This is a genomic window from Enterobacter cloacae complex sp. P27C (assembly GCF_014895705.1).
Lineage (GTDB): Bacteria > Pseudomonadota > Gammaproteobacteria > Enterobacterales > Enterobacteriaceae > Enterobacter > Enterobacter bugandensis.
This window is the reverse complement of sequence record NZ_JADBQB010000005.1, coordinates 428,177-452,663: the sequence shown is the minus strand read 5'-3', so window position 1 is coordinate 452,663 and position 24,487 is coordinate 428,177. Positions and strand designations below refer to the sequence as shown.

Sequence of the window (24,487 nt, the reverse complement as noted above, 5' to 3'; positions counted from 1 at the left end):
GTAGCGGTAGTGCCATCGTGTCTGGCCGTTATCTTTCTCCAGGGTGCGTCCGTGGACATCATAGCGCCAGCGAATGCGCTGGGGTGGGTGGATCCGTGGGGGGGGAGTTGTGAGTGTATCGGTAAAACAAAGCCTGATTTCTATGTCGGGCCTGCGACCCCCAGAATGTTCGTCGATAGACCAAGAGCGCCCCTTGAACCGTTTACTAAGGCATACCCTGAATACGGCCAAGGTAATGTTCAACAGTTGCATGCTGAAAATAGAGTTATTAATTTCGACAAGATTGATATTCTTCCATAGGAACCATGATAAATTTACAATCTTATAATGAAGTGTTAGATTTTTTGGAGCTTTTTTTCCAAAAATATATTCTTGATTCTAATTGTCTACAGGATATGCAATTTATTTTAGATGATTGTCGAAAAGAAAAAGTGGTGGCTATTCGAGCTTTAGACTCATGTTTCATGGAATATAGGCGAAAGAATCAAGATTATAGAATTCCTACTCATGAGGAACAGGAGATATGGAGACAGTTATTCAATTTATGGCAATAAAATATTAAATAAACAAATGGCAAGATGGTTCTTACCTTAATATTCCGTATTATTTTGCTAAGATTATACTATTACCATCGGTCTCAGGAGGTAATCTCTTATTTGAATGTGTTAGTATAATTCAGGAGTTAAAGCGATGACAGAAGAAAGGCTACGAAAGAATCTTGTTTTTTTAATAAAAAAATATGTTCGGGAAAGTCAACAGGAAGCATTTTATGATGACATATCAAAGCCTGATGTGCCAGTGAAAGGTATTTTAGCTGACTTTAATAAAGTCAAAATAAGAACCGTTGATGAAGCGGATGGAGATTTGATACGTAATATTTACTTTTATTTTTGCTAACTAATAGTCATGCGGGGAATTGATTTTTTTCAGGTTGCTTATTATATTTTTTTATGGAGGGTGAACAGGTTGATGCATGGGGAAGGGTAAATGACTCTTGACTCGTCCTGTTCCTTACCCTCCTTTATGAAGGATATTAGAAATAAATTAATTACAGATTTTATTTTATATATCACACATTACGCTGATTTCCTTCTTTTAACTATATTCAAAACCTGTTCTCCGCTGATGATAATCCGTTCGAAGAACGATTGAGAAAATTACCCATAACCGCCTGCTGCAGGAGGTGCAGGGGGACGTGCCGATGATCTAAGTATACTGCGACCAGACAGTGATGACCCGCTGGCACATACTGACGACGTTAATGCCCGAGAGATCTTCTGGTTCCACTGCCAGCCCAACGGCACGCCAGAGCGGATAGTGGATATCGAAGGGCAGATGCGCTGGGAAGGGGCCAACAGAGCCTGAGGTAAGCTACTGCTGGAAAGCGAGACGCAGGTATCAGGATATTCTCAGAACCTGCGCATGCAAGGGCAATACCTAGACCGCGAGACAGGGCTGCACTACAATCTTTTCCGGTATTATGACCCGGACTGCGGACGGTTTACGCAGCAGGACCCGAAAGGGCTGGCGGGGGGGATAACCTTTACCAGTATGCGCCGAATGCGCTGGGGTGGGTGGATCCGTGGGGGTTGTCGAGATGTAAAGCACCGAACGGATATAAAACGGGTGATGTTGATCCACATGGTAATCTTTCTCTTGGTGTAAACAGGGCGTCGGGCCACACAAATAGTAAAAATGATGGGTTTGTACAAAGTCACCACCCAATACAAGATGCTTGGGCTAAGAAAAGAATTAACGGTTACCAGAGAAATACTGCACCTGCTACGTTACTTAAATCCGCATCAGGCAGTCCGCACGATAATATAAGTTCTGCTCAACGAACTCGTAGAGCTTTACCGGGAGGTTGGGATACAACGTTGAAACAAGAGTTTCATATCAGTTACAAAGAAATGATTGATGCAGGTTTTCCAAAGCAGCAGGCAAGGAAATCGATTAGTGACTCGTATAAATATTTTGACCAATTGAGAGAGTCTAATAATAGTAATATTTATTTTGATATATAACCTATTCATTAATAGGTAAGCCGATATGGAAAAACAGGATTTAATTGATCAGTTAAATGAAATTGAAAAACTCATACGCAGGTCTTTACCTTCTGAATATAAGCGCTTTATGATTGAGAACGTCAAGGACACTGATTCTTATAAAATTCAACGAGCAAATGGTGACCTGCTTTATGTATTCAATTGTTTTGATTTACTTGAAAGAAATAATACATATACAATTCAAGAGGTTGAGCCTGACGTTTTATTAATTGGTCAAGATGGTGATCTTGGGTACTTTTTGAATTTACGCAAAGGTACTGATGAGATTTATTCTTTAGATCTTGGAGCGTTAGGAAGCCTGGACATGGATAAAGAAAGTAATAGCATATTTATGCTATAATATTTTTATTTATTAAACGAATTAGTTCAGTATATTGGTAAAATCCACGCCAAAGCGTGGATTTTTTTCATTCAAAACAAATCAAACGTTAAACAGGAAGTTCATCACGTCGCCATCTTTAACGATATAATCTTTCCCTTCCGCACGCATCTTGCCTGCTTCTTTCGCGCCTTGCTCACCCTTGTAGGTAATGAAGTCTTCAAACGCGATAGTCTGCGCACGAATAAAGCCCTTCTCGAAGTCGGTGTGGATCTTACCGGCCGCCTGAGGCGCAGTCGCACCCACAGGAATCGTCCACGCACGCACTTCTTTAACGCCAGCGGTGAAGTAGGTCTGCAGGTTCAGCAGTTCATAGCCCGCGCGGATCACGCGGTTCAGGCCCGGCTCTTCCAGACCCAGCTCGGCCATGAACTCCTCACGGTCGGCGTCGTCCAGCTCGGCGATATCGGACTCAACGGCTGCGCAAACCGCCACAACCACAGAACCTTCCGCCGCAGCAATTTCACGCACTTTGTCCAGGTACGGGTTGTTCTCGAAACCGTCTTCGTTAACGTTGGCAATGTACATGGTTGGCTTCAGGGTCAGGAAGCTCAGGTATTTGATCGCCGCTTTGTCTTCGTCAGTCAGGTTTTTCAGCGCGCGCAGCATGCCCGCATTTTCCAGCTGTGGCAGGCATTTTTCCAGCGCAGCCAGTTCCGCTTTCGCGTCCTTGTCGCCGCCTTTGGCTTTCTTCTGCACGCGGTGAATTGCACGTTCGCAGGTGTCGAGGTCAGAGAGCGCCAGCTCGGTGTTGATGACGTCGATATCGTCAGCCGGATCCACTTTGTTATTAACGTGGATGATGTTGTCGTTCTCGAAGCAGCGCACAACATGGCCGATCGCTTCGGTTTCACGGATGTTGGTCAGGAACTGGTTACCCAGACCTTCGCCTTTGGAGGCACCCTTCACCAGGCCCGCGATGTCCACGAACTCCATGGTGGTTGGCAGAATGCGCTGCGGCTTCACGATTTCCGCGAGCTGGTCCAGACGCGGGTCCGGCATAGGCACCACGCCGGTGTTCGGTTCGATGGTACAGAACGGGAAGTTCGCCGCTTCGATACCCGCTTTGGTAAGCGCGTTAAACAGGGTGGATTTGCCCACGTTTGGCAGACCGACGATACCGCATTTGAATCCCATTTCTAAATCACCTTAATATCTTGATAATCAATCCGTTAACGATAACCGATTGATGAAAAGTAAATAACTACGCCTATTATACACGTAACCCGCATGACGCGCGGTAAAAAAGCCGTATCGGGCGGATTATTGCGCTTTGAAAGCGTGTAAGCGATTTGTCGCTTTGGTTAAGCCGTCTTGCAGCCAGATTTCAGTGCAGCGCGCCGCTTCGTCTACCGCCTCGTCAATCAGTTTTTGTTCGGAAACCGGGGGTTTACCGAGCACGAAACCGACAACTTTGTTTTTATCGCCCGGATGGCCGATTCCCACGCGCAAACGGTGGAAATTCGGGTTATTGCCCAACTTGCTGATGATGTCTTTAAGACCGTTGTGACCGCCGTGTCCGCCGCCCAGCTTGAATTTTGCTACGCCAGGCGGGAGATCCAGCTCATCGTGAGCCACCAGAATTTCATCCGGATTGATGCGATAAAACGTTGCCATTGCCGCCACCGCTTTACCGCTCAGGTTCATAAAGGTGGTCGGCACCAGCAGGCGAACATCCGCGCCAGCAAGGTTGATACGTGAGGTGTAGCCGAAGAATTTAGGTTCTTCACGCAGGGGAGCACGTAACCGTTCGGCCAGCAGATCGACGTACCAGGCTCCGGCGTTGTGGCGGGTGGCCGCATACTCCGCGCCCGGGTTGGCGAGGCCGACAATCAGTTTAATCGTCACGATTCAATTCCTAATGGGTTCCAGATCTGGCGCGTAGTTTACTGTCTGGCGCGCCGCTTGACAAAATTCTGCGTTCGTCACAGCGAGAAGCAAATAATTACTTATCTGAACAATTAGAATTTCAAGTTGTTCAACATGTTATTTGTAAATTTTTGTCTGGGAGTTATCTGTAATTGTGATCATTCACGCAACTCATATAAGGGGCGTTGTCTATACTTTACACACAAGGATTAGGGGCTTTTCCCCTGACAACCCAAAGTTCCGGAGGTGACACATGAAACGCAAAAACGCTTCGTTACTCGGTAACGTGCTGATGGGGTTGGGGCTCTTCGTGATGGTAGTCGGCGTAGGTTATTCCATTTTAAACCAGCTGCCGCAGCTTGATCTCCCACAATACTTCGCGCATGGCGCGGTATTGAGCATCTTCCTCGGTGCAGTATTGTGGCTCGCCGGGGCGCGCGTAAGCGGACATGAGGAAGTCTGCGATAAATACTGGTGGGTGCGCCACTACGACAAACGCTGTCGTCGCGACCAGCATAAGCACAGCTAGTGCATGATGAAGAACATCGAAACGACTCCATCCGGAGTCGTTTTTTTTTTGCATAGCATATTGACCCTCACGTAACGTAAGGCTCCAGAGTGGTGGCACTGGCAAAGTAAAAAGGAGCAGTTATGTTGATTCAGGTGGGTGAGCTGGCGAAACGAGCCGGTATCACCGTGCGGACATTGCATCACTACGAGCAAACAGGGCTGTTGCTGCCTTCTGCCAGAAGCGCGGCAGGTTACCGGCTTTACAACCTGGCGGATGTACAGCGTCTGCACATGATCCAGGCGCTGGCAAAAGCGGGGCTGGAACTTGCCGAAATCAGGGATTTTCTGGAAAAGGAGTCGCTGTCGTTGACCGAGCTACTCGATGCGCAAATCACGCTGCTGGATAAACAGCTGCGCAGTATACACACGCTGCGCGACCGGCTGGTGGAGCTGCGTACCGGGCTTACCGACGATGCAACGCCGGATCTGGAGTCCTGGCTACAGACTCTGGAGTTAATGAATATGTACGATCGCTGGTTTAGCAAAGAAGAATTACAGCAGTTGCCGTTTGCGGTACAGAAGGATGCGCTGGCGGCTATCTGGTCAGGGCTGGTGGCAGAGGCTAACGCGCTGCTGGAACAGGATATACCCGTTACTGACACGCGGGCGATGGATCTGGCGACCCGCTGGATGGAACGTCTTGAACAGGACACGGCGGGCAAACCGGAGTTTCTCACCCGGCTGAACGAGATGCACAGCGTAGAGCCACAGATGCAGGCGCAGACCGGCATCACCCCGGAGATGACAGATTACATCACGCGGGCGTTTGCGGAATCTAAGCTCAGCATATGGGAGAAGTATCTCACTGCCGAAGAGATGGCCTTTACCCGGGCGCATTATTTTGACCGCATGATGGAGTGGCCGCCGCTGGTGGCGAAACTGCATCAGGCGCAGCGGGACAATATCGCTCCTGACTCGAAGGAGGCGCAAAAGCTGGCTGAAAACTGGCTGGCATTGTTCCAGTCCTACGCAGGCACCAACCCGGAGACCCAGCAAAAGTTTCGTACGGCTATGCAGCAGGAGCCGCATCTGATGAAAGGAACCTGGATGACGCCTGCCGTGCTTGCATGGCTCCAGCAGGCGATCGGGGGGATGATGCAGAGACGTTTCTCTGCATCAGGTAACTCACAGATCCGCTAACGCGGCTTCACGGTTAGGATAAAAGGCAAGGCGGCCAGGGATCGGCTGCACGCCCGCACGCGCCATGGTGCGCAGGGGCTGGAATTCCAGGTTGCTGACCCGCAGCTCGCAGCCTTCCGGCAGACGTTTCACAAAGCGCTGGAAGGCATCCAGACCGCCGGCATCCAGCACCGGGACGGCATCCCACTTCAGCACCACAACCCGTTTCCCCGCGATGCGGGACTCCAGATCGCTGAACAATCCTTCCGCCGCGGCAAAGAATAGCGGGCCAATCACGCGCAGCACCAGCACATCCTCAGGCACCTCCACGTTAACCGGCGAGAGGCGCGTCATCTGCGCGATGCGGCGCATAAATAGCAGGGACGCGAGCACGATCCCGACGCTGATGGCGATAACCATATCGAACAGCACGGTCAGCGACATGCAGATCAGCATCACGATGATGTCGTCTTTCGGCGCACGGCGCAGCAGATTCACCACCTTATGCGCCTCGCTCATGTTCCAGGCCACCATCAGCAGCAGGGCGGCCATGGCGGAAAGCGGCAGCCAGGAGAGCAGTGGGGCAAGGATCAGCAGCGCCAGAATCACCAGCACGGAGTGGATAACCGCCGAAACGGGGGAGGTCGCACCTGCGCGCACGTTTGCCGCAGAACGGGCGATGGCTGCCGTAGCGGTAATCCCGCCAAAGAACGGTGCGATGAGGTTGCCTAAGCCCTGACCGACCAGTTCGCTGTTGGCTTTGTGCTTGGTGCCGGTCATGCCGTCGAGCACCACAGCGCACAGCAGGGATTCAATCGCTCCCAGCATCGCCATAGAGAACGCGGCGGGCAGCAGGGCGCGAAGTGAATCCCAGCTCAGGGTGAAGCTCGAACCAGGCATATCCCACGGTAGCACCAGCTGCGGCAGCAGCTGCGGAATGCCGTTACCCTGCGAACCGTCCGCCAGAACATAGTGGAACTGCGAGCCGATAGTCGCGACATGGCCACCGAACATATTAACGATAGCCATCACCGCGCAGCCCAGCAGCAGGGCGGGCAGATGGCCCGGCAGGCGAATACCGAGACGAGGCCAGACGATCAGTGTCCCCAGGGTGACTATTCCGATGGCGGCGTCGCCCAGGTTGGCCGTTGGCAGCGCCATAAACAGCGCCCCCACTTTTTGCAAATAGTGCTCCGGGATGTGGGGCATCTGCAGACCGAGAAAATCCTTGATTTGCATGGTTCCGATGGTGATCCCAATCCCCGAGGTGAACCCCAGCGTCACGGAAAGGGGAATGTATTCAATCAGGCGACCAAAACGGGCCAGACCGAACAGAATCAAAAAGACGCCGGACATCAGGGTGGCAACCAGCAGGCCTGCCAGACCAAACTGTTGTGAAACCGGGTAGAGGATCACCACAAAGGCGGCGGTCGGGCCGGAGACGCTGAAGCGCGAGCCGCCCGTCAGGGCAATAACAATCCCGGCAACGGCCGAGGTATACAGACCGTACTGTGGCGCAACGCCGCTGCCAATCGCCAGCGCCATCGCCAGCGGGATGGCAATAATTCCGACGGTGATCCCGGCAATCAGGTCACGGATAAAGCGTGACGAGGTGTACTTCTCTTTCCAGCAGGCGTCGATGAGGGCGCGAAAGGGCAGAACATGTGAGGAGGCTACGTTTTTCACAATTATCTATCATCCGTGTGCGCATCATCTGTCATATGAATGGCAGGTGAAGGAGGCATTAATCATACAAATAAAACCCAGAGACAAAAAAACCCGCCGCAGCGGGTTTTTTGGCCGTGTTCGATTAGTGTTCGAACATTGCAGAGATGGATTCTTCGTTGCTGATACGACGAATCGCTTCGGCCAGCATCCCGGACAGGGTCAGGGTACGCACGTTTGGCAGTGCCTTGATCTCGTCGCTCAGTGGGATGGTATCGCATACCACAACTTCGTCAATGACGGAGTTGCGCAGGTTGTTCACGGCATTACCGGAGAAGATCGGGTGTGTCGCGTAAGCGAACACGCGCTTGGCACCGCGCTCTTTCAGCGCTTCAGCGGCTTTACACAGCGTACCGCCGGTATCGATCATGTCGTCAACCAGCACGCAGTCGCGGCCAGCTACGTCACCGATGATGTGCATCACCTGAGAAACGTTAGCGCGCGGACGACGCTTGTCGATGATCGCCATGTCGGTATCGTTCAGCAGCTTAGCGATAGCACGGGCACGTACCACGCCGCCGATGTCCGGAGATACCACGATTGGGTTGTCCAGGTTCAGCTGCAGCATGTCTTCCAGCAGGATTGGGCTGCCGAATACGTTATCAACCGGGACGTCGAAGAAGCCCTGGATCTGCTCTGCGTGCAGGTCAACGGTCAGTACGCGGTCAACGCCGACGCTGGACAGGAAGTCAGCGACAACTTTTGCGGTGATTGGCACACGCGCGGAACGGACGCGACGGTCCTGGCGGGCATAACCAAAGTAAGGGATAACAGCAGTGATACGGCCTGCGGAAGCGCGACGCAGAGCGTCGACCATAACAACCAGTTCCATCAGGTTGTCGTTTGTTGGAGCACAGGTGGACTGGATGATGAAAATATCACCACCGCGTACATTTTCGTTGATTTGTACGCTGACTTCGCCGTCGCTAAAGCGACCTACGGCGGCGTCGCCGAGGGAAGTGTACAGGCGGTTGGCAATACGTTGTGCTAGTTCCGGGGTGGCGTTACCAGCAAAAAGCTTCATATCAGGCACGAGAAGAACCTCAGGCATGCGTCCAGTGGTGGATAGCGTTCGCCGCAAACTGCGGGGCCTAAGCGAAGGCTATCCAGGCGGTGTATTAAAGAGCGCGATGCAACGTCTGGAACAGGGTGACGTTGTCACCGAAACTCAGTCTGCGCCAGAATGGCCTGCTGTAGGGGGGAGGTGTTCATCCCGCGCGCTACAAAACCATGCAGCCAATCCGGCGCTTGCTCAAGCACCTGACGGGCAGCGGATTCGGTGTCAAATTCAGCAAAGACACAGGCCCCTGTACCGGTCAGGCGCGACGGCGCGTATTCTAACAGCCAGGAAAGCACCGCATCAACCTCGCGAAAACGTTTTCTTGCGATATCCTCGCAATCGTTGCTGAATTCACAATTTAATAACGTTTCTATTGACCGTACCGGGGTATTTCTTTTCAGGTCAGGATCTTTAAAGATGACCGGGGTCGGAATGCTCACGCCGGGGTGGGCAACCAGATACCATTTCTCCGGCGGGTTGACCGGGGAGAGGATCTCACCCACGCCCTCGGCAAAGGCCGCGTGGCCGCGAACAAACACAGGGACATCTGCGCCCAGCGTTAAGCCCAAACCAGCCAGTTCATCCGTCGACAGCCCGCAGCCCCAGAGGTGGTTCAGCGCAACCAGCACGGTGGCGGCGTTGGATGAGCCCCCGCCGAGACCGCCACCCATCGGCAGACGCTTCTCAATGCGGATATCCGCACCGCTTCCCGCCGGCAGACGGCCCGACTCCGCGGCGGCTTTCATCAGCAGGCGCGCTGCGCGGACGATCAGGTTGTCCTCATGTGCCACGCCGTCGACCGGCGTCAGCAGGCAAATCTGCCCATCCTGACGCGGCTCGATGGCAATCGTGTCGCCATAGTCAATAAACTGAAACAGCGTCTGCAGTGTGTGATAGCCGTCAGCACGCTGGCCGGTGATGTATAAAAACAGGTTCAGTTTTGCCGGAGAAGGCCAGTGGGTCATCATTTAACGATCCAGTTGTCCATTTTCAGCTTGATGCGCTGGCTGCCCTGGGTCAGCTCCATGTTTGATGGCAGCGACGGTTTACTCTTGCTGTCATAGGCGCTGTACACCACTTTCCAGGTTTTGCCGTTCTGGGTGTAATTGACCTGGCTCAGACGGTATTGATCGTCAAGCGTATAGTCGGTCGCTTCGCCCGGCAGGCCGAGGATCCACTGGCGCAGGCTGTTCAGCGGAATTGGCATCCCGGTCAGCTTGCCAATCATCTCTTCGGCATCGGTCGCCGTGTAGTGCTGGCCTTTGTTATCGGTGATCTGCGCTTCGCCCGGTTTGGCGATAAGCTCCAGCTCGGTGCTGCCAAGCGGGTTCAGCAGCAGCAGGCGATAGTTGTCCTGCCCCGTTTGCTGCCAGAAGAAGCGGGCATAAACCTTTTGTTCGTCAGAGAGATACGCGAAGGCGCCGCGCGTCTGGTACTGCTTCAAATTAAGGACGTCCTGCTGGTGCTGACGCCACTGCGGTGAATCAGGGCTTTTGCCCGGGCCTTTTGGTTGGGTGACAGTACAGGCGGTCAGAACCAGTGCTGCCAGCGGCAGCAGGCGAATCAGTCGGGTCATAATGAGGACAAATCCTTGAGATACGTTGCAGTTATAACTGTTAATGCTAGCGCCCCGCAGTGCTACCGTCTACGTTCAAATTATCTCAAAGCGTTGAGTAACCTATTACTCCGAAAGGAGGCGGTCTCTTTTATTGATCTCGCGCATCCTGTATGATGCGTCCTGCTAACCTTATTAACGCTGGTACTACTCCCGCTCAACATGACCCTATTAGCACTCGGCATCAACCACAAAACGGCCCCGGTTTCGCTGCGAGAACGCGTTACGTTTTCGCCGGATACGCTTGACCTGGCGCTGGACAGCCTGCTTGCACAGCCGATGGTGCAGGGTGGCGTGGTGCTTTCGACGTGCAACCGTACCGAGCTGTATTTGAGCGTGGAAGAGCAGGATAACCTGCACGACGCGCTGATCCGCTGGCTATGTGACTACCACAATCTCAACGAAGACGAGCTGCGCAACAGCCTGTACTGGCATCAGGATAACGATGCGGTCAGCCATCTGATGCGCGTCGCCAGCGGTCTGGATTCGCTGGTGCTTGGCGAACCGCAGATCCTCGGCCAGGTAAAAAAAGCCTTCGCAGATTCCCAGAAAGGGCATCTCAAGGCCAGCGAGCTGGAGCGTATGTTCCAGAAGTCCTTCTCCGTGGCGAAGCGTGTGCGAACCGAAACCGACATTGGTGCCAGTGCGGTTTCTGTTGCTTTCGCGGCCTGTACCCTTGCACGGCAAATCTTTGAATCCCTGTCGACCGTCACCGTGATGCTGGTAGGCGCGGGCGAAACCATCGAGCTTGTGGCGCGCCATCTGCGCGAGCATAAAGTGAAAAAGATGATTATCGCGAACCGCACCCGCGAACGCGCGCAGGTGCTGGCGGACGAAGTGGGTGCCGAGGTGGTTGCGCTGAGCGATATTGATGAACGTCTGAAAGAGGCGGACATTATTATCAGCTCTACCGCCAGCCCGCTGCCGATCATCGGTAAAGGTATGGTGGAGCGTGCGCTGAAATCCCGCCGTAATCAGCCAATGCTGCTGGTGGATATCGCCGTTCCGCGCGATGTTGAGCCAGAGGTTGGCAAGCTGGCTAACGCCTATCTTTACAGCGTGGATGACCTGCAAAGCATTATTTCGCACAACCTCGCCCAGCGTAAAGCGGCGGCGGTGCAGGCGGAAACCATTGTTGAGCAGGAAACCAGCGAATTTATGGCCTGGCTGCGCGCGCAAAGCGTCAGCGAGACCATCCGCGAGTATCGCGGACAGGCGGAGCAGGTGCGTGATGACCTGACTGCCAAAGCGTTAGCGGCCCTGGAACAGGGCGGCGACGCGCAGGCGATTATGCAGGATCTGGCGTGGAAGCTGACCAACCGCCTGATCCATGCGCCAACCAAATCTCTTCAACAGGCTGCCCGTGACGGGGATGATGAACGCCTGACTATTCTGCGCAACAGCCTCGGGCTGGAATAGCGCCCTATACCCATTTTCTAAGACAAGGTGCACTTACGCCTATGAAGCCTTCTATCGTCGCTAAACTGGAAGCTCTGCACGAGCGCCATGAAGAAGTACAGGCGCTGCTCGGCGATGCCGGGACTATCGCAGACCAGGAACGTTTTCGCGCGCTTTCGCGTGAATATGCGCAGTTGAGTGATGTATCAAAATGCTTTACCGACTGGCGACAGGTTCAGGAAGATATTGAAACCGCGCAGATGATGCTCGACGATCCTGAGATGCGCGAGATGGCGCAGGAAGAGCTGCAGGATGCAAAAGCGCGTTCCGAAGAGATGGAGCAGCAGCTTCAGGTGCTGCTCCTGCCGAAAGATCCGGACGATGAACGTAACGCGTTTGTCGAAGTGCGCGCTGGTACCGGCGGTGACGAAGCGGCGCTGTTTGCCGGGGATCTGTTCCGCATGTACAGCCGCTACGCCGAATCGCGCCGCTGGCGCGTGGAGATCATGAGCGCCAACGAAGGCGAACATGGCGGCTACAAAGAGGTTATCGCCAAGATCAGCGGCGACGGCGTGTACGGACGTCTGAAGTTTGAATCCGGCGGTCACCGCGTGCAGCGCGTTCCGGCCACCGAATCTCAGGGCCGTATTCATACCTCCGCCTGTACGGTGGCGGTGATGCCGGAGCTGCCGGAAGCGGAACTGCCGGACATCAACCCGGCGGACCTGCGCATCGACACCTTCCGCTCCTCCGGGGCGGGCGGTCAGCACGTTAACACCACCGACTCCGCCATCCGTATTACCCACCTGCCAACCGGCATCGTGGTGGAGTGTCAGGACGAACGTTCGCAGCACAAAAACAAAGCCAAAGCGTTGTCCGTGCTGGGCGCGCGCATCCACGCGGCGGAAATGGCGAAGCGTCAGCAGGCGGAAGCCTCTACGCGTCGTAACCTGCTGGGCAGCGGCGATCGCAGCGACCGTAACCGCACCTACAACTTCCCGCAGGGGCGCGTGACCGACCACCGCATCAACCTGACCCTGTACCGTCTGGATGAAGTGATGGAAGGCAAGCTTGATATGCTCATTGAGCCTATCGTGCAGGAATACCAGGCCGACCAGCTGGCGGCGCTGTCCGAGCAGGAATAATGGATTTTCAGCGCTGGTTACGTGAGGCTGCAGTTGCGCTTTCCAAAAGCGAAAGCCCGAAGCGCGATGCCGAAATTTTGCTTGAGCATGTGACGGGTAAAGCCCGCACGTACCTGCTGGCATTCGGCGAAACTGAGCTGACCGCAGAGCAGGAAGCACGGCTCGCCGCGCTGCTTGCCCGCCGTAAAAACGGCGAGCCGGTGGCGCACCTTGTCGGGGAGCGCGAATTCTGGTCGCTTCCGCTTTACGTCTCGGCGGCGACGCTTATCCCGCGTCCGGATACCGAGTGTCTGGTGGAGCAGGCGCTGGCACGTTTACCCGCAGCGGCCTGCCGCATTCTCGATCTCGGGACGGGAACAGGTGCTATCGCGCTGGCGCTGGCCAGTGAGCGGCCTGACTGCGATGTGACGGCAGTGGATGTGATGCCCGACGCGGTGGCGCTGGCGCTGCGTAACGTGGAACGTCTCGGGCTCAGCAACGTAACGGTGCTGCAAAGCAGCTGGTTTGCCGCGCTGGAGAACCGCTCATTTGCGATGATTGTCAGCAATCCTCCTTACATTGACGAACATGATCCGCACCTTGCGCAGGGAGATGTTCGCTTCGAACCGCTGACGGCGCTCGTGGCCGCCAACGCGGGATTAGCCGATCTTGATCACATTGTGACAACGTCACGAGAGCGTTTGCTTCCCGGCGGCTGGCTGCTCGTGGAGCATGGCTGGACGCAGGGAGAATCCGTGCGGGCACTGTTTACCCAGGCAGGCTACGCCGCTGTCGAAACCTGCCGCGACTACGGCGGCAACGAACGCCTGACGCTGGGGCAGTGGTCTTGAGTTCCGGGTATCTGCCATTTACTGATAAAGGCGTAAGGCTGACTGAAAGGCAGTTTGGCGTTATCATCTACATCGTTTTGAGTTTTATCGCGCCTGAGCGTCATTGTTCGCTCAGTCGTTACTGGGGTAAGTCATGAGGTCCTTAGCCGATTTCGAATTTAATAAAGTGCCGCTTTGCGATGGCATGATCCTGATTTCGGAGATGATACGCGACGATTTTACGTCGCAGTACGTCTACGATGAACTGGAGAATCTGGTCAGCCTGGCGCGTGAAGAGATCAATCAGGCGCGCCCGCAGGACTGGCAATTAGAGAAGCTTCTGGAGCTTTTCTACGGCGAATGGGGTTTCTGCGACACGCGTGGCGTGTATCGCCTGTCTGACGCATTATGGCTGGACCAGGTCTTAAAAAATCGTCAGGGCAGCGCCGTTGCGCTGGGCTCTATTTTGCTGTGGGTTGCGCACCGCCTGGATATTCCGCTGGTGCCGGTTATTTTCCCGACGCAGATGATCCTGCGTGCGGAGTGGCTGGACGGTGAGATGTGGCTCATTAATCCGTTTAACGGCGATACGCTGGACGAGCATACGCTGGACGTCTGGCTGAAAGGCAACATCAGCCCGGTGGCCGAGCTCTTTAACGAAGATCTCGACGAAGCCGACAACGCCGAAGTCATTCGCAAGCTGCTGGATACGCTGAAGTCAGCGCTGATGGAAGAGCGTCAGATGGAGCTGGCCTTGCGTGCCAGTGAAGTGCTGTTGCAGTTTAATCCGGAAGATCCGTACGAAATTCGCGACCGCGGGCTTATCTATGCCCAGCTCGACTGCGAGCACGTGGCGCTGAACGATCTGAGCTATTTCGTCGAGCAGTGCCCGGAAGATCCGATTAGCGAAATGATTCGCGCGCAGATCAACGCGATCTCGCACAAACAAATTACACTGCATTAATCTTAATTCCGATTCACACCTGAATAAGGCGATCCTATGAAACAAAAAGTGGTTAGCATTGGTGATATCAAGGTAGCAAACGACCTGCCGTTCGTGCTGTTTGGCGGTATGAACGTGCTGGAATCCCGCGATCTCGCCATGCGTATCTGCGAGCACTACGTGACCGTGACCCAGAAGCTGGGCATTCCGTACGTGTTTAAAGCCTCTTTTGACAAAGCCAACCGCTCCTCCATCAACTCTTACCGTGGCCCTGGCCTGGAAGAGGGGATGAAAATTTTCCAGGAGCTGAAGCAGACGTTTGGCGTGAAAGTGATCACCGACGTGCATGAGTCCTGGCAGGCGCAGCCTGTGGCAGACGTGGTAGACGTAATCCAGCTTCCGGCGTTCCTGGCGCGTCAGACCGACCTGGTTGCCGCGATGGCGAAAACCGGTGCCGTGATCAACGTGAAAAAACCGCAGTTCGTGAGCCCTGGCCAGATGGGTAACATCGTCGATAAGTTTATCGAAGGCGGTAACGACAAGATTATTCTGTGCGACCGTGGCGCTAACTTTGGTTACGACAACCTGGTTGTGGACATGCTGGGCTTCAGCGTGATGAAGAACGTCTCTAACCAGTCGCCGGTGATCTTTGACGTGACCCACGCGCTGCAGTGCCGCGACCCGTTTGGTGCAGCCTCTGGCGGCCGTCGTGCTCAGGTGACCGAGCTGGCGCGCGCCGGTATGGCGACCGGCCTGGCAGGTCTGTTCATTGAAGCGCACCCGGATCCGGCTAACGCGAAATGCGATGGCCCATCCGCGCTGCCTCTGGATAAGCTGGAGCCGTTCCTGAAGCAGATCAAAGCGATTGACGATCTGGTGAAAAGCTTCGACGAGCTGGATACCAGCAACTAATAAAAAAACCCGCTTCGGCGGGTTTTTTTATGGGACATATTGCCGGGTAAGCGCAGCGCCGCTGGGCAAAAAGACTACGCAAAGATCGTCATCAAATACGCTGCAAACAGTGCCATATGCGCCGCGCCGTTCAGGACATTGGTGCGGCCAGTGGAGAATGAAATCTGGCACAGCAGCAGCGAGGCCACCATCACAATCATCTCCGGCGCGCCCAGCGCAAACTGCAGCTCGTTACCGGTCATAAAGGCGATCAGCGTCACCACCGGCACGGTGAGTGAAATGGTCGCCAGCACGGAGCCGAAGAACAGATTCATCGCACGCTGCACCTGATTGTTCAGCACTGCCTTCAGCGCACCTAAACCCTCAGGGGAGAGGATCAGCAGCGCCACCAGGAAACCGGTAAAGGCCACCGGCGCGTTCAGCTCGGTTAACAGCGTCTCCAGCGGGTTGGCGTTCATCTTGGTGACGGCAATCACCGCAATCAGATGCACGATCAGCCAAACCGTGTGCCACGCGCTGCTGTGGGCCGACGGCTTGCCGTGGTGCGGGTCATCGTCGTCGCTGTCATCTTCATGTTCGTAAACAAACAGGCTCTGGTGCGTTTTGGTCTGAATGAGCAGGAACACGCCGTACATGGCGGCGGAAATCAGCGCGACCAGCAGCGACTGGCCGGTGGAGAAGTTTGCGCCCGGCAGCGCCATCGGGAAGACCAGTACGATGATGGCCAGCGGGAAGAGGGCGATCAGATACTGTTTAATGCCGAAAAGATTCATGTACTGGGTCGCAAATTTGCGTCCGCCCAGTAACAGAGAGAAGCCTACCAGGCCGCCCGTCACAATCATAATGATGGAGTAAAGCGTATCGCGCATCAGGGTCGGGGCGGCATCGCCGGTTGCCATCAACGCGGAAATCAGGCTGACTTCGAGAATAACGACGGAAAGGCTGAGAATTAAAGAGCCATAAGGCTCGCCCAGGCGGTGGGCTAATACGTCCGCATGGCGAACGACGCTAAACGCGCTGGTTAAAATGCCCACCAGGGCAAGAATATTGATACCAACCACCACTGGCAGTGACTGACTGCTTCCCCAGAAGAGCAGCACAGCCAGTGCCAGAACCGGGAAAATGAGAGACGTCTCCTTGTGGCGGGTCTTTACCGCCTCGTGTGTTGCTGTCATGTGCTTCTCCATCAATGCAGGTGCTTGTAATTATAGATAGATTTTAAGGGCAATAAATTAACAGAAATCTGTTAAATAACCTTTATTTTTTACTTAATTTTACCCTTTGTTATGGTTTTCTTGTTTAATGCCTATAATAAGATATTTCTTTTAAATATATGTTTAATAACAATGAATTATGAAATTCATCCGCTCATTGTTTATGACCGGCTGGCACACCGGCGTATCGTCGTCCACACTTAACTCTTTAGGCAAAAGAGAGGTTAGTGATGCCATATAAAACGAAACGCGAATTACCCGATAACGTGAAAAACGTCCTGCCCGAACACGCGCAGGATATCTACAAAGAAGCGTTTAACAGCGCATGGGATCAGTACAAAGATAAAGACGATCGGCGGGATGATGCCAGCCGGGAAGAGACGGCGCACAAGGTCGCGTGGGCCGCAGTAAAACATGACTATGAGAAAGGAGACGATGATAAATGGCATAAAAAGAAATAGCCGTGAAATTATTCGCTGCCTTCATTTTGACTTTTCAGGCGGTTGAACTGCCGTTGTATTGCAACTGGTCCGCTAATTGCTTATCGTAATTTGACTGCTGGCAAAATGACCAGCACAGAATGCCGGGAAAGCGAATTACAGATGTCGCAAGGAAGCATGCAGTGGCGGAGGTGTAAAGTGTTAACGCGTGATTTCTTAATGAAGGCAGATTGTAAGACGGCATTTGGTGCTATTGAGGAATCGCTTCTCTGGTCAGCTGAACAACGTGCGGCGTCGCTCGCTGCCACGCTTGCCTGCCGCCCGGATGATGGCCCGGTATGGATTTTTGGCTACGGTTCACTGATGTGGAACCCGGCTCTCGAATTTGTTGAATCGGCAACCGGCACGCTGCCCGGCTGGCATCGCGCATTTTGCCTGCGCCTGACGGCTGGACGCGGCAGCGCCTGTCAGCCAGGGCGCATGCTTGCACTTAAAGAGGGCGGACGCACCACGGGCGTCGCGTATCGCCTTCCGGATGCCACGCTCGAAGAGGAGCTGACGCTGCTCTGGAAGCGCGAGATGATCACCGGCTGCTATATGCCGAGCTGGTGCAAGCTGGAGCTCGACGACGGGCGCACCGTTAACGCGCTGGTATTTATTATGGATCCGCGCCACCCGCTGTATGAAGCGGACACCCGCACGCAGGTGATTGCCCCGTTAATTGCCGCCGCCAGCGGGCCGCTGGGCACCAACGCGCAATATCTCTTCTCCCTCGATCAGGAGCTAACCCGCCTCGGCATGCAGGACGATTGTCTGAATGAGCTGGTGGTGAAAGTGAAGGCGCTGCTGGAAGGGAACCCGCTCAACAGCACGCTGCGACCGGGTTTTGCCTGAGAATACGCCCGGCGAGCCGGGCGTTTAAATTACGCAGCCACGTAGCTGACCGAGTGCTCCAGCGACTGGCTGTGGCTGTCGATCAGTACATCCCACGTGCCGGTATACGGCACGGTAAGCCAGGCCTTGTCATCCTGCACGGTCAGAATATCCGCCTGGGATTGCTTCTGTGCTTTCGCACTCATCAGATGAATACGACAGCGCTCTGAGCAACGCACCACCACCGTATCCCCACCAAACAGTTTCAAACTTGTTTTCACCAGTGCCATTTTCTACCCCGTCGATTTTGCCCATCCCGAGCGTGATGTTGTTCACAAAATACTCATTGCATAACACCAAAGCGGGGAGCGAGGGATGCTGATTTTGATCAAAAAATGGCATAACGATTAAACAAAAATGACAAAATTCCTGAAACCTTTCAGCTTACGCGCGTTTACCCTGTTTAACGCGCGCCTGAAGAAAATTAAATGCGGAAATGGCCGGCGGTTTCAGCAAGGTCGCCCGCCTGGCTCTGCAATGCGCTGGCGGCCGCGGCGGACTGCACCACCAGCTCAGCATTCTGCTGCACCATTCTGTCGAGATGGGTCACCGCGTGGTTGATCTCGTGAATGCCTTTCATCTGCTCGCTGGTGGCAATCGAGATCTCGCGCATGATGCCGGAGACGCTGCCGATGCTGGAGCGGATCTCATCCATGCTTTCCCCGGCCAGATGCACGTAGCGCGAGCCGGTGGCCACGCTGTCGGTGGTGGAGTCGATAAGCGATTTGATCTCTTTCGCCGCCTGGGCGCTGCGGCTGGCGAGGTTCCGCACTTCACCGGCGACCACGGCGAACCCGCGGCCCTGCTCACCGGCACGCGCCGCCTCGACGGAGGCGTTCAGCGCCAGAATGTTGGTCTGGAAGGCGATGCCGTCGATTACGCTGGTGATATCGCCAATCTTAGCGGACGCCACTTCGATGGACTGCATGGTGCTGATGGCTTGCGAAACCACTTCACCGCCGCGCGCTGCGGCCGCAGAGGCCTTGCTGGCCTGGTCGTTGGCTTCTGCTGCCGATTCATTTGACTGGGTGACGGAGGCGGTGATCTCTTCCACGGCGCTGGCGGTTTCGCGAAGGCTGGACGCCGCCTGCTCGGTACGTTCGGAGAGATCCTGGTTACCTGCCGCAATCTCCTGCGCGGCGTTTTTCACCGAGGCGCTGGCGTCGCGGAGCTGAACCATCACCACCGAGAGCTTATCGCTGAAAGCATTAAACGCCTGCGCAATTTGCGCCACTTCGTCATCGCCGCTGTCCGGCAGGCGCTGGGACAGATCGTTAGTGCCGTTGGCAATGTTGTGCATCGCGTCGCGAATGTCGGACAGGCGCTTCAGCAGGCGGGCAATCAGGACGTGAACAACGGCGCCGCTCAGGAGTGCGAGGATCACCAGCGAAATCGCCGACGCTTTCAGCAGGGAACGCATGCCGGAGGTGGCATCGCTGCTGTCGAGGGCGACGACCAGGAGCCAGTTCGTGCCCGGCACGGCTGAGGCGATAAAGGTTTTTTCCTCGTCATTCAGCGTTCCGTCGACCGGATTACCGCTCTTCAGCGCCGCAAGGTCGATGCCTTTGATCGTCTCGGCAAACGGCTTCAGCGTCAGGGCTGGCTCGTTGGCGGCAATCACCGTGCCGTCGCTGTTCAGAAGCAACCCGCTGCTGGCCGGCGTGGGGTGGATCCCGCGCACGTTCGCCACCACGCTATCAATGGCGACATCGCCCGCCACCACCGCTTTCAGAGCGCCATTCTCCTTCACCGGCACGGCAAACGTGACCACCAGCTTCCCGGTCCCGGCATCAACGTAGGGTGCCGTTACCACCGGGCCGTCCGTGCTCACCACCTGTTGATACCAGGGACGAACGGTGGGGTCATAATCCGCCGGGACGCCTGTCGGGTCGGAGAATTTCGCCGTCTTGCTGGCGTAGCCCACGTAAACGTTGGTGAAACCGCCCGCCTGGGCAAGCTGCTTAAACGCCGGAACCGGATCGTCAGCCAGCGCGATGCTCTGCGCGGAGGTAATCACCGTCATTTTGCTTTTGACCCAGTCGGCAATCGCCATGTTGTGGCTGGCGCGGGTGCTGGTCAGAATATCGCGCTGGGACTGCTGGTTATCCTGGCGCGTGACCTGGAAGTTAATTACGGTATTGAGAAGAAGGGCGACGACGAGGCAGCCTGTCGTCGCGGCGATAATGCGTGCGCGAATGGATCTGAACATAAGTGAAATACCTGCTGTGTTGTTTCCATGCCTATCGGCAACCACGCAGGTAAACTTGATGCTGAAACCGCGTCCATAAGAAAATAATATTTTTACGGGTTTATTATTAAAAAGTTAATACTTTATCCGCGGTCAGCGTCCATTCGGCCAGTTCAACCAGCGTACCGATTTCTACGCCCTCGATCAGCGGCAGCCCGGTAACGCCGCGCCCGTCGGTGCAGGTCTTACAGAGTTTTACCGGCACGTCCTGCGCGGTCAGGATCTCCAGCATCTGCTGAATGTTGTAGCCTTCCGCCGGTTTTTGACCCTTCAACCCCGCGGTCACGGCATCGGACATTAAAAATATCCGCAATACCAGGTCGCTCTCTTTTTCGCGTAGCGCGATCGCCAGGCGCAGGCTGTTGAAAAGGGATTCGCTGCCGTAGGCCGCACCGTTGGCGACGATCACAATCTTCTGCATGTTGACTCCTGTTTTTATAAAGGCACGAATATTGCTTAATTTCCCCGGAGTTTCGCTGTCCGGGAGAGTAAGCATGACATTAATGGCCGGCATTTCGCCAGGTGCAACCGAATGGCTCCAGCGCGCAAGGCGGATGCGCCGGGAGCAGCTCAGCAGGCTGGCGCAGCTGAACGTGCTGGTGCGCGGCATTAGCCAACTGGTGCATATGCTCCAGTGCGAGCGCGGCGCATCTAACGTCTGGCTCTGCTCACAGGGTAAGCTCTATGCGCCTGAATGCAAAGCCAGCCGGGCGCTGGTGGACGAAAACCTTGCTGCACTGAACGCCATTCTTGGAAAACAGTCCGCCTTTCCGGGAAGCGCCGTTTGCGAACGTATCGGCAATGCGCTGCTCACGCTGGAGACGCTTCCCGCGCTGCGCGACGGTGTAAATCGGCAAACGCTGACGGCTCCGCAGGCAATGGAGCACTACTCCCGCATGCTGCGCCACCTGCTCAGTATCGTACCGCAGCTTAATGACAGCATTGACGACCCGCAAATTGCGGGCCGTTTCGTCGCGCTATATAGCCTGATGCAGGGGAAAGAGCTGGCGGGACAAGAGCGGGCCCTGGGGGCAATTGGCTTCACGCAGGGCTTTTTCGATGATGTGACCCGCCAGCGGCTGGTTGACCGCATTGACGGGCAGCAGGCCTGTTTTGAGATCTTTCTCTCCCACAGCCAGGCCGACGTGCAGACTTCGTTCTCCCTTAATTGTCAGCCCGATCGTGAGACGGAGCAGCTCCGGCGCGTGGCCTGTACTCGCCAGCCTGCCGCAGACAATGGCCATACCGCACTCGCCTGGTTTGCGCTGCAAACGGCGCGGCTGGAGCATCTGCGCGCGCTGGAGGAGACGATCATCGCCGATCTGATGGTCGCGGTGGATGAGCTTATTCAGCGCGACGAGGCATACCCGCTACCCGGGGATGAACAGGACGATCCGCTGGCGCACTGCCCGGATAAACCGCTGCTGACCCTGGTTCGCCAGCAGGCACGAGAGATAGAGCAGCTTTCTCGCCAGCTCGCGTCGCTGCGCGATACGCTTGAGGAGCGCAAAACCATTGATAAAGCCAAAAGCGTGCTGATGACCCACCAGAACATGAGTGAAGAACAGGCCTGGACAACGCTGCGCAAAATGGCGATGGACAAGAACCAGCGCATGGTCGATATCGCCAGCGCGCTGCTTACGGTGAAGAGCGTCTGGCAGGTAACACCAAAGGAGTAGCTGCACAATCAGCGGGCATTTTATGCTTGATTGAGGTGCGCGAACGCGGTCAAAACCGGTTTTCGGCCCTGAAAGAGGGTCTTTAAACCTGGCACTGGCTTTGCATTATTTAATTAACCATTTTTGACGGTGCGCCAACGGCGGTGCATTTGTCTTCGGGATAAAGGCGTCCAGCGGTGCTTCGGCACGGCGGGCGCTTTTTTTTGGCTTTTTTTCGGGAGCGGTTATGGCGGATTTGTCGAGACGGCGATTTTTGCAGGCCAGCATGCTGGCGAGTGGCGCAGCGCTGTTACCGGGTGTTATGCAGGCTGCCTGGGCGGCTGGCTCAGATAAACCGGAACAGGAGACGGTGCGCGTCGGGTTTATCCCGTTGACCGACTGCGCGCCGGTGGTTATCGCAGCGTTAAAAGGCTTTGATAAAAAATACGGTATCACCATCGTTCCCACCAAAGAGGCGAGCTGGGCGGCGGTGCGCGACAAGCTGGTGGCGGGAGAACTGGACGCCGCACACATTCTTTACGGTCTGCTGTACGGGCTGGAGCTGGGCATCGCCGGCAAGCCGCAGCAGATGGCGAACCTGATGACGCTCAATCAGAACGGCCAGGCCATCACGCTTTCAAGCGATCTGGCGGAGAAGGGCGTTCGCGATCTCGACGGGCTGAAAACGCTGATCGGGCAGCAGGCGCCGGGAACCTACACCTTCGCGCACACCTTCCCGACCGGGACGCATGCCATGTGGCTTTACTACTGGCTGGCCAGCGCGGGCATTAACCCCTTTGACGACGTGCGCACGGTGGTGGTGCCGCCGCCGCAGATGGTGATGAACATGCGCATCGGCAACATGGTGGGCTTCTGCGTCGGCGAGCCGTGGAACGCGCGGGCGATTAACGACCGGATCGGCTTTACCGCCGCCACGTCGCAGTCCATCTGGGCCGATCATCCGGAAAAGATCCTCGGCACGCGTCGCGACTGGGTGGAGAAAAACCCGCACACCGCCCGGGCGCTGGTGAGCGCGGTGCTGGAGGCCGCGCGCTGGATCGAGGCGTCCCCGGAAAACAAACGCGAAACCGCGCAGATCCTCTCCCGCCGGGCGTGGCTCAACTGCAAAGAACAGTATCTCACCGGGCGCATGCTCGGCGAGTACGACAACGGCCTGGGCCAGCGCTGGCAGGACGCGCACCCGATCCGCTTCTTCAACGAGGGGGCTGTGAGCTACCCGTATCTCTCCGACGGCATGTGGTTCTTAACCCAGTTCCGCCGCTGGGGCTTGCTCAAAGCCGCGCCGGACTACGCGGGCATCGCGCAGCGCATCAACCAGACCTCGGTCTGGCAGGATGCCGCCACCGCCGTCGGCGGTATGTCCACGCCGTCATCACCGTACCGCAGCAGCACGCTGATGGACGGCACCGTCTGGAACGGCGCCGATCCGGAAGGGTACGCCAGCCGTTTCGCCATTCACCGTAAAGGGGCCTGATTATGCCGCATCTGCAAAACACGAAACCACAAGAGACGCCAGAGAGCGGGGAAGTGATTGTCCTGCCTCCGGTACAGGTTCGCCGCCGCCCGCCCGCGTTAGCGCGCCGGATGAACGACTTTTTCCAGCGCGTTATTCCGGCGCTGCTCGGCCTCGGGCTGCTGGTGGTGCTCTGGCAACTGGCGGCGATAAACAGCAAAGGCTTCCCGACGCCGCTCAGCACGCTTGATTCCGCCATTACCCTGTTTGCCGACCCGTTTTATCGCGACGGGCCTAACGATATGGGCATTGGCTGGAACGTGCTTGTTTCACTGCAGCGCGTCGCCATCGGTTTTGGCCTGGCAGCGCTGGCGGGTATTCCGCTGGGCTTTTTGATTGGCCGTTTCACCTTTTTCTCGCGCATGTTCAACCCGCTGATTGCGCTTCTGCGCCCGGTCAGCCCGCTGGCCTGGCTGCCCATCGGCCTGCTGCTGTTCCAGAAAGCGGAGCCCGCGTCGAGCTGGACCATTTTCATCTGCTCTATCTGGCCGATGGTGATCAACACCGCCGAAGGCGTGCGCCGCATTCCGCAGGACTACCTCAACGTCGCCCGCGTATTGCAGCTTTCCGAGTGGACGATCATGCGCCGCATACTCTTCCCGGCTGTGCTACCCGCTGTGCTGACCGGGGTGCGCCTCTCCATCGGCATCGCCTGGCTGGTGATTGTCGCCGCCGAGATGCTCACCGGGGGGCTGGGTATCGGCTTCTGGATCTGGAACGAGTGGAACAACCTCAACGTCGAAAACATTCTGATCGCCATCGTCATCATCGGCGTGGTCGGGTTGCTGCTGGAGCAGGGGCTGATGCTGATCGCCCGTCGCTTTAGCTGGCAGGAAAAATAAGGAGCGAA

Annotated in this window: 26 protein-coding genes and 2 pseudogenes; 18 read left to right on the top strand and 10 right to left on the bottom strand. The window is 55.7% G+C overall.

Annotation, left to right across the window (positions count from 1 at the left end; genetic code table 11):
* The 5 genes and pseudogenes from IM291_RS21970 to IM291_RS13250 all read left to right on the top strand — a co-directional run.
* On the top strand, positions 1-300 hold a 300-nt coding region (locus tag IM291_RS21970), incomplete at its 5' end, for a hypothetical protein (protein WP_226840363.1).
* A gap of 390 nt (positions 301-690) precedes the next feature.
* Complete coding sequence (locus IM291_RS13265) at positions 691-897, top strand: hypothetical protein (protein ID WP_192987072.1); 207 nt, start codon at positions 691-693, stop codon at positions 895-897.
* 271 nt (positions 898-1,168) lie between these two features.
* Positions 1,169-1,598 (top strand): annotated as a pseudogene (locus IM291_RS22120) (RHS repeat-associated core domain-containing protein); the annotation flags it as partial.
* Positions 1,575-2,024 carry a Rhs family protein gene (locus tag IM291_RS22115; RefSeq protein WP_370552181.1) on the top strand — a complete coding sequence of 150 codons (450 nt, stop codon included), beginning with the start codon at positions 1,575-1,577 and terminating at the stop codon, positions 2,022-2,024. The pseudogene IM291_RS22120 and the gene IM291_RS22115, both read left to right, overlap by 24 nt.
* A 25-nt stretch (positions 2,025-2,049) precedes the next feature.
* The gene (locus tag IM291_RS13250; protein WP_192987071.1) at positions 2,050-2,406 is read left to right on the top strand and encodes an SMI1/KNR4 family protein; all 357 of its coding nucleotides are present in this window, start codon (positions 2,050-2,052) and stop codon (positions 2,404-2,406) included.
* Positions 2,407-2,487: 81 nt separating this feature from the next.
* On the opposite strand, the gene ychF is transcribed toward IM291_RS13250, so the two are convergent.
* Both ychF and pth read right to left on the bottom strand, forming a co-directional pair.
* A complete protein-coding gene (ychF, locus tag IM291_RS13245; protein WP_003856650.1) occupies positions 2,488-3,582 on the bottom strand; it encodes a redox-regulated ATPase YchF in 1,095 nt (364 codons plus the stop codon).
* Positions 3,583-3,708: 126 nt separating this feature from the next.
* The gene (pth, locus tag IM291_RS13240) at positions 3,709-4,293 is read right to left on the bottom strand and encodes an aminoacyl-tRNA hydrolase (RefSeq protein WP_008499504.1); all 585 of its coding nucleotides are present in this window, start codon (positions 4,291-4,293) and stop codon (positions 3,709-3,711) included.
* 274 nt (positions 4,294-4,567) lie between these two features.
* Here pth and ychH point away from each other — a divergent pair, with 274 nt between their 5' ends.
* Entirely contained in the window at positions 4,568-4,843 is a 276-nt protein-coding gene (ychH, locus tag IM291_RS13235) for a stress-induced protein YchH (RefSeq protein WP_008499505.1), read from the top strand.
* A 122-nt stretch (positions 4,844-4,965) separates the two neighbouring features.
* Positions 4,966-6,024, top strand: a complete 1,059-nt coding sequence (locus IM291_RS13230; protein WP_192987069.1) for a MerR family transcriptional regulator — start codon at positions 4,966-4,968, stop codon at positions 6,022-6,024.
* On the opposite strand, the gene dauA is transcribed toward IM291_RS13230, so the two are convergent.
* From dauA to lolB, 4 genes are all read right to left on the bottom strand, one after another.
* On the bottom strand, positions 6,010-7,689 hold the full coding sequence (gene dauA / locus IM291_RS13225; protein WP_192987067.1) for a C4-dicarboxylic acid transporter DauA: 1,680 nt from the start codon (positions 7,687-7,689) through the stop codon (positions 6,010-6,012). The genes IM291_RS13230 and dauA overlap by 15 nt on opposite strands.
* Before the next feature lie 124 nt (positions 7,690-7,813).
* Positions 7,814-8,761 (bottom strand): ribose-phosphate diphosphokinase, encoded by a 948-nt coding sequence (prs, locus tag IM291_RS13220; protein WP_003856663.1) that lies wholly within the window; start codon positions 8,759-8,761, stop codon positions 7,814-7,816.
* Positions 8,762-8,886: 125 nt separating this feature from the next.
* The gene (gene ispE / locus IM291_RS13215; protein ID WP_028013463.1) at positions 8,887-9,756 is read right to left on the bottom strand and encodes a 4-(cytidine 5'-diphospho)-2-C-methyl-D-erythritol kinase; all 870 of its coding nucleotides are present in this window, start codon (positions 9,754-9,756) and stop codon (positions 8,887-8,889) included.
* Positions 9,753-10,364 (bottom strand): lipoprotein insertase outer membrane protein LolB, encoded by a 612-nt coding sequence (gene lolB, locus IM291_RS13210; RefSeq protein ID WP_028013462.1) that lies wholly within the window; start codon positions 10,362-10,364, stop codon positions 9,753-9,755. Before lolB ends, ispE begins: the two co-directional genes overlap by 4 nt.
* A gap of 201 nt (positions 10,365-10,565) precedes the next feature.
* Here lolB and hemA point away from each other — a divergent pair, with 201 nt between their 5' ends.
* The 6 genes and pseudogenes from hemA (at position 10,566) to kdsA (ending at position 15,610) form a co-directional block, all read left to right on the top strand.
* Positions 10,566-11,822 carry a glutamyl-tRNA reductase gene (gene hemA / locus IM291_RS13205; RefSeq protein WP_021240361.1) on the top strand — a complete coding sequence of 419 codons (1,257 nt, stop codon included), beginning with the start codon at positions 10,566-10,568 and terminating at the stop codon, positions 11,820-11,822.
* Between the two features lie 41 nt (positions 11,823-11,863).
* The gene (prfA, locus tag IM291_RS13200) at positions 11,864-12,946 is read left to right on the top strand and encodes a peptide chain release factor 1 (RefSeq protein ID WP_021240360.1); all 1,083 of its coding nucleotides are present in this window, start codon (positions 11,864-11,866) and stop codon (positions 12,944-12,946) included.
* The gene (prmC, locus tag IM291_RS13195; protein WP_192987065.1) at positions 12,946-13,776 is read left to right on the top strand and encodes a peptide chain release factor N(5)-glutamine methyltransferase; all 831 of its coding nucleotides are present in this window, start codon (positions 12,946-12,948) and stop codon (positions 13,774-13,776) included. The genes prfA and prmC overlap by 1 nt, the downstream gene beginning before the upstream one ends.
* Positions 13,777-13,784: 8 nt before the next feature.
* A pseudogene (locus IM291_RS21965) lies at positions 13,785-13,868 on the top strand (siroheme synthase); the annotation flags it as partial.
* A 41-nt stretch (positions 13,869-13,909) separates the two neighbouring features.
* A complete protein-coding gene (gene sirB1, locus IM291_RS13190; RefSeq protein WP_028013460.1) occupies positions 13,910-14,719 on the top strand; it encodes an invasion regulator SirB1 in 810 nt (269 codons plus the stop codon).
* Positions 14,720-14,755: 36 nt separating this feature from the next.
* Complete coding sequence (kdsA, locus tag IM291_RS13185; RefSeq protein ID WP_028013459.1) at positions 14,756-15,610, top strand: 3-deoxy-8-phosphooctulonate synthase; 855 nt, start codon at positions 14,756-14,758, stop codon at positions 15,608-15,610.
* 74 nt (positions 15,611-15,684) lie between these two features.
* Here kdsA and chaA read toward each other — a convergent pair whose 3' ends face one another.
* Positions 15,685-16,785, bottom strand: coding sequence for a sodium-potassium/proton antiporter ChaA (gene chaA, locus IM291_RS13180; RefSeq protein WP_048998393.1), 1,101 nt, complete (start codon positions 16,783-16,785; stop codon positions 15,685-15,687).
* A 269-nt stretch (positions 16,786-17,054) separates the two neighbouring features.
* Here chaA and chaB point away from each other — a divergent pair, with 269 nt between their 5' ends.
* Positions 17,055-17,285: a putative cation transport regulator ChaB gene (gene chaB, locus IM291_RS13175; protein WP_014884191.1), complete on the top strand. Its 231-nt coding sequence runs from the start codon at positions 17,055-17,057 to the stop codon at positions 17,283-17,285.
* 177 nt (positions 17,286-17,462) lie between these two features.
* Positions 17,463-18,158: a gamma-glutamylcyclotransferase gene (locus tag IM291_RS13170; protein WP_028013457.1), complete on the top strand. Its 696-nt coding sequence runs from the start codon at positions 17,463-17,465 to the stop codon at positions 18,156-18,158.
* A gap of 29 nt (positions 18,159-18,187) precedes the next feature.
* Here IM291_RS13170 and IM291_RS13165 read toward each other — a convergent pair whose 3' ends face one another.
* From IM291_RS13165 to IM291_RS13155, 3 genes are all read right to left on the bottom strand, one after another.
* The gene (locus tag IM291_RS13165) at positions 18,188-18,427 is read right to left on the bottom strand and encodes a DUF1883 domain-containing protein (RefSeq protein WP_013096243.1); all 240 of its coding nucleotides are present in this window, start codon (positions 18,425-18,427) and stop codon (positions 18,188-18,190) included.
* A 194-nt stretch (positions 18,428-18,621) separates the two neighbouring features.
* A complete protein-coding gene (locus tag IM291_RS13160) occupies positions 18,622-20,406 on the bottom strand; it encodes a methyl-accepting chemotaxis protein (RefSeq protein ID WP_192987063.1) in 1,785 nt (594 codons plus the stop codon).
* A gap of 106 nt (positions 20,407-20,512) precedes the next feature.
* Positions 20,513-20,866, bottom strand: coding sequence for a DsrE/DsrF/TusD sulfur relay family protein (locus tag IM291_RS13155; RefSeq protein ID WP_048998380.1), 354 nt, complete (start codon positions 20,864-20,866; stop codon positions 20,513-20,515).
* Positions 20,867-20,939: 73 nt separating this feature from the next.
* Between IM291_RS13155 and nasR the strand changes: the two genes are divergently transcribed.
* The 3 genes from nasR to ntrB all read left to right on the top strand — a co-directional run bounded on the left by nasR (position 20,940) and on the right by ntrB (position 24,479).
* Positions 20,940-22,124, top strand: a complete 1,185-nt coding sequence (gene nasR / locus IM291_RS13150) for a nitrate regulatory protein NasR (protein WP_192987061.1) — start codon at positions 20,940-20,942, stop codon at positions 22,122-22,124.
* A gap of 226 nt (positions 22,125-22,350) precedes the next feature.
* A complete protein-coding gene (locus IM291_RS13145; RefSeq protein WP_028013453.1) occupies positions 22,351-23,598 on the top strand; it encodes a CmpA/NrtA family ABC transporter substrate-binding protein in 1,248 nt (415 codons plus the stop codon).
* 2 nt (positions 23,599-23,600) lie between these two features.
* The gene (gene ntrB, locus IM291_RS13140; RefSeq protein WP_192987059.1) at positions 23,601-24,479 is read left to right on the top strand and encodes a nitrate ABC transporter permease; all 879 of its coding nucleotides are present in this window, start codon (positions 23,601-23,603) and stop codon (positions 24,477-24,479) included.
* Positions 24,480-24,487: the final 8 nt, after the last annotated feature.

Bases quoted from the DNA above. Each gene is read 5' to 3' on its own strand.
- IM291_RS13265 (WP_192987072.1), top strand. From the start codon at position 691: ATGACAGAAGAAAGGCTACGAAAGAATCTTGTTTTTTTAATAAAAAAA.
- IM291_RS13250 (WP_192987071.1), top strand. From the start codon at position 2,050: ATGGAAAAACAGGATTTAATTGATCAGTTAAATGAAATTGAAAAACTC.
- ychF (WP_003856650.1), bottom strand. From the start codon at position 3,582: ATGGGATTCAAATGCGGTATCGTCGGTCTGCCAAACGTGGGCAAATCC.
- ychH (WP_008499505.1), top strand. From the start codon at position 4,568: ATGAAACGCAAAAACGCTTCGTTACTCGGTAACGTGCTGATGGGGTTG.
- IM291_RS13230 (WP_192987069.1), top strand. From the start codon at position 4,966: ATGTTGATTCAGGTGGGTGAGCTGGCGAAACGAGCCGGTATCACCGTG.
- ispE (WP_028013463.1), bottom strand. From the start codon at position 9,756: ATGATGACCCACTGGCCTTCTCCGGCAAAACTGAACCTGTTTTTATAC.
- lolB (WP_028013462.1), bottom strand. From the start codon at position 10,364: ATGACCCGACTGATTCGCCTGCTGCCGCTGGCAGCACTGGTTCTGACC.
- hemA (WP_021240361.1), top strand. From the start codon at position 10,566: ATGACCCTATTAGCACTCGGCATCAACCACAAAACGGCCCCGGTTTCG.
- prfA (WP_021240360.1), top strand. From the start codon at position 11,864: ATGAAGCCTTCTATCGTCGCTAAACTGGAAGCTCTGCACGAGCGCCAT.
- prmC (WP_192987065.1), top strand. From the start codon at position 12,946: ATGGATTTTCAGCGCTGGTTACGTGAGGCTGCAGTTGCGCTTTCCAAA.
- sirB1 (WP_028013460.1), top strand. From the start codon at position 13,910: ATGAGGTCCTTAGCCGATTTCGAATTTAATAAAGTGCCGCTTTGCGAT.
- kdsA (WP_028013459.1), top strand. From the start codon at position 14,756: ATGAAACAAAAAGTGGTTAGCATTGGTGATATCAAGGTAGCAAACGAC.
- chaA (WP_048998393.1), bottom strand. From the start codon at position 16,785: ATGACAGCAACACACGAGGCGGTAAAGACCCGCCACAAGGAGACGTCT.
- chaB (WP_014884191.1), top strand. From the start codon at position 17,055: ATGCCATATAAAACGAAACGCGAATTACCCGATAACGTGAAAAACGTC.
- IM291_RS13165 (WP_013096243.1), bottom strand. From the start codon at position 18,427: ATGGCACTGGTGAAAACAAGTTTGAAACTGTTTGGTGGGGATACGGTG.
- IM291_RS13160 (WP_192987063.1), bottom strand. From the start codon at position 20,406: ATGTTCAGATCCATTCGCGCACGCATTATCGCCGCGACGACAGGCTGC.
- IM291_RS13155 (WP_048998380.1), bottom strand. From the start codon at position 20,866: ATGCAGAAGATTGTGATCGTCGCCAACGGTGCGGCCTACGGCAGCGAA.
- nasR (WP_192987061.1), top strand. From the start codon at position 20,940: ATGACATTAATGGCCGGCATTTCGCCAGGTGCAACCGAATGGCTCCAG.
- IM291_RS13145 (WP_028013453.1), top strand. From the start codon at position 22,351: ATGGCGGATTTGTCGAGACGGCGATTTTTGCAGGCCAGCATGCTGGCG.
- ntrB (WP_192987059.1), top strand. From the start codon at position 23,601: ATGCCGCATCTGCAAAACACGAAACCACAAGAGACGCCAGAGAGCGGG.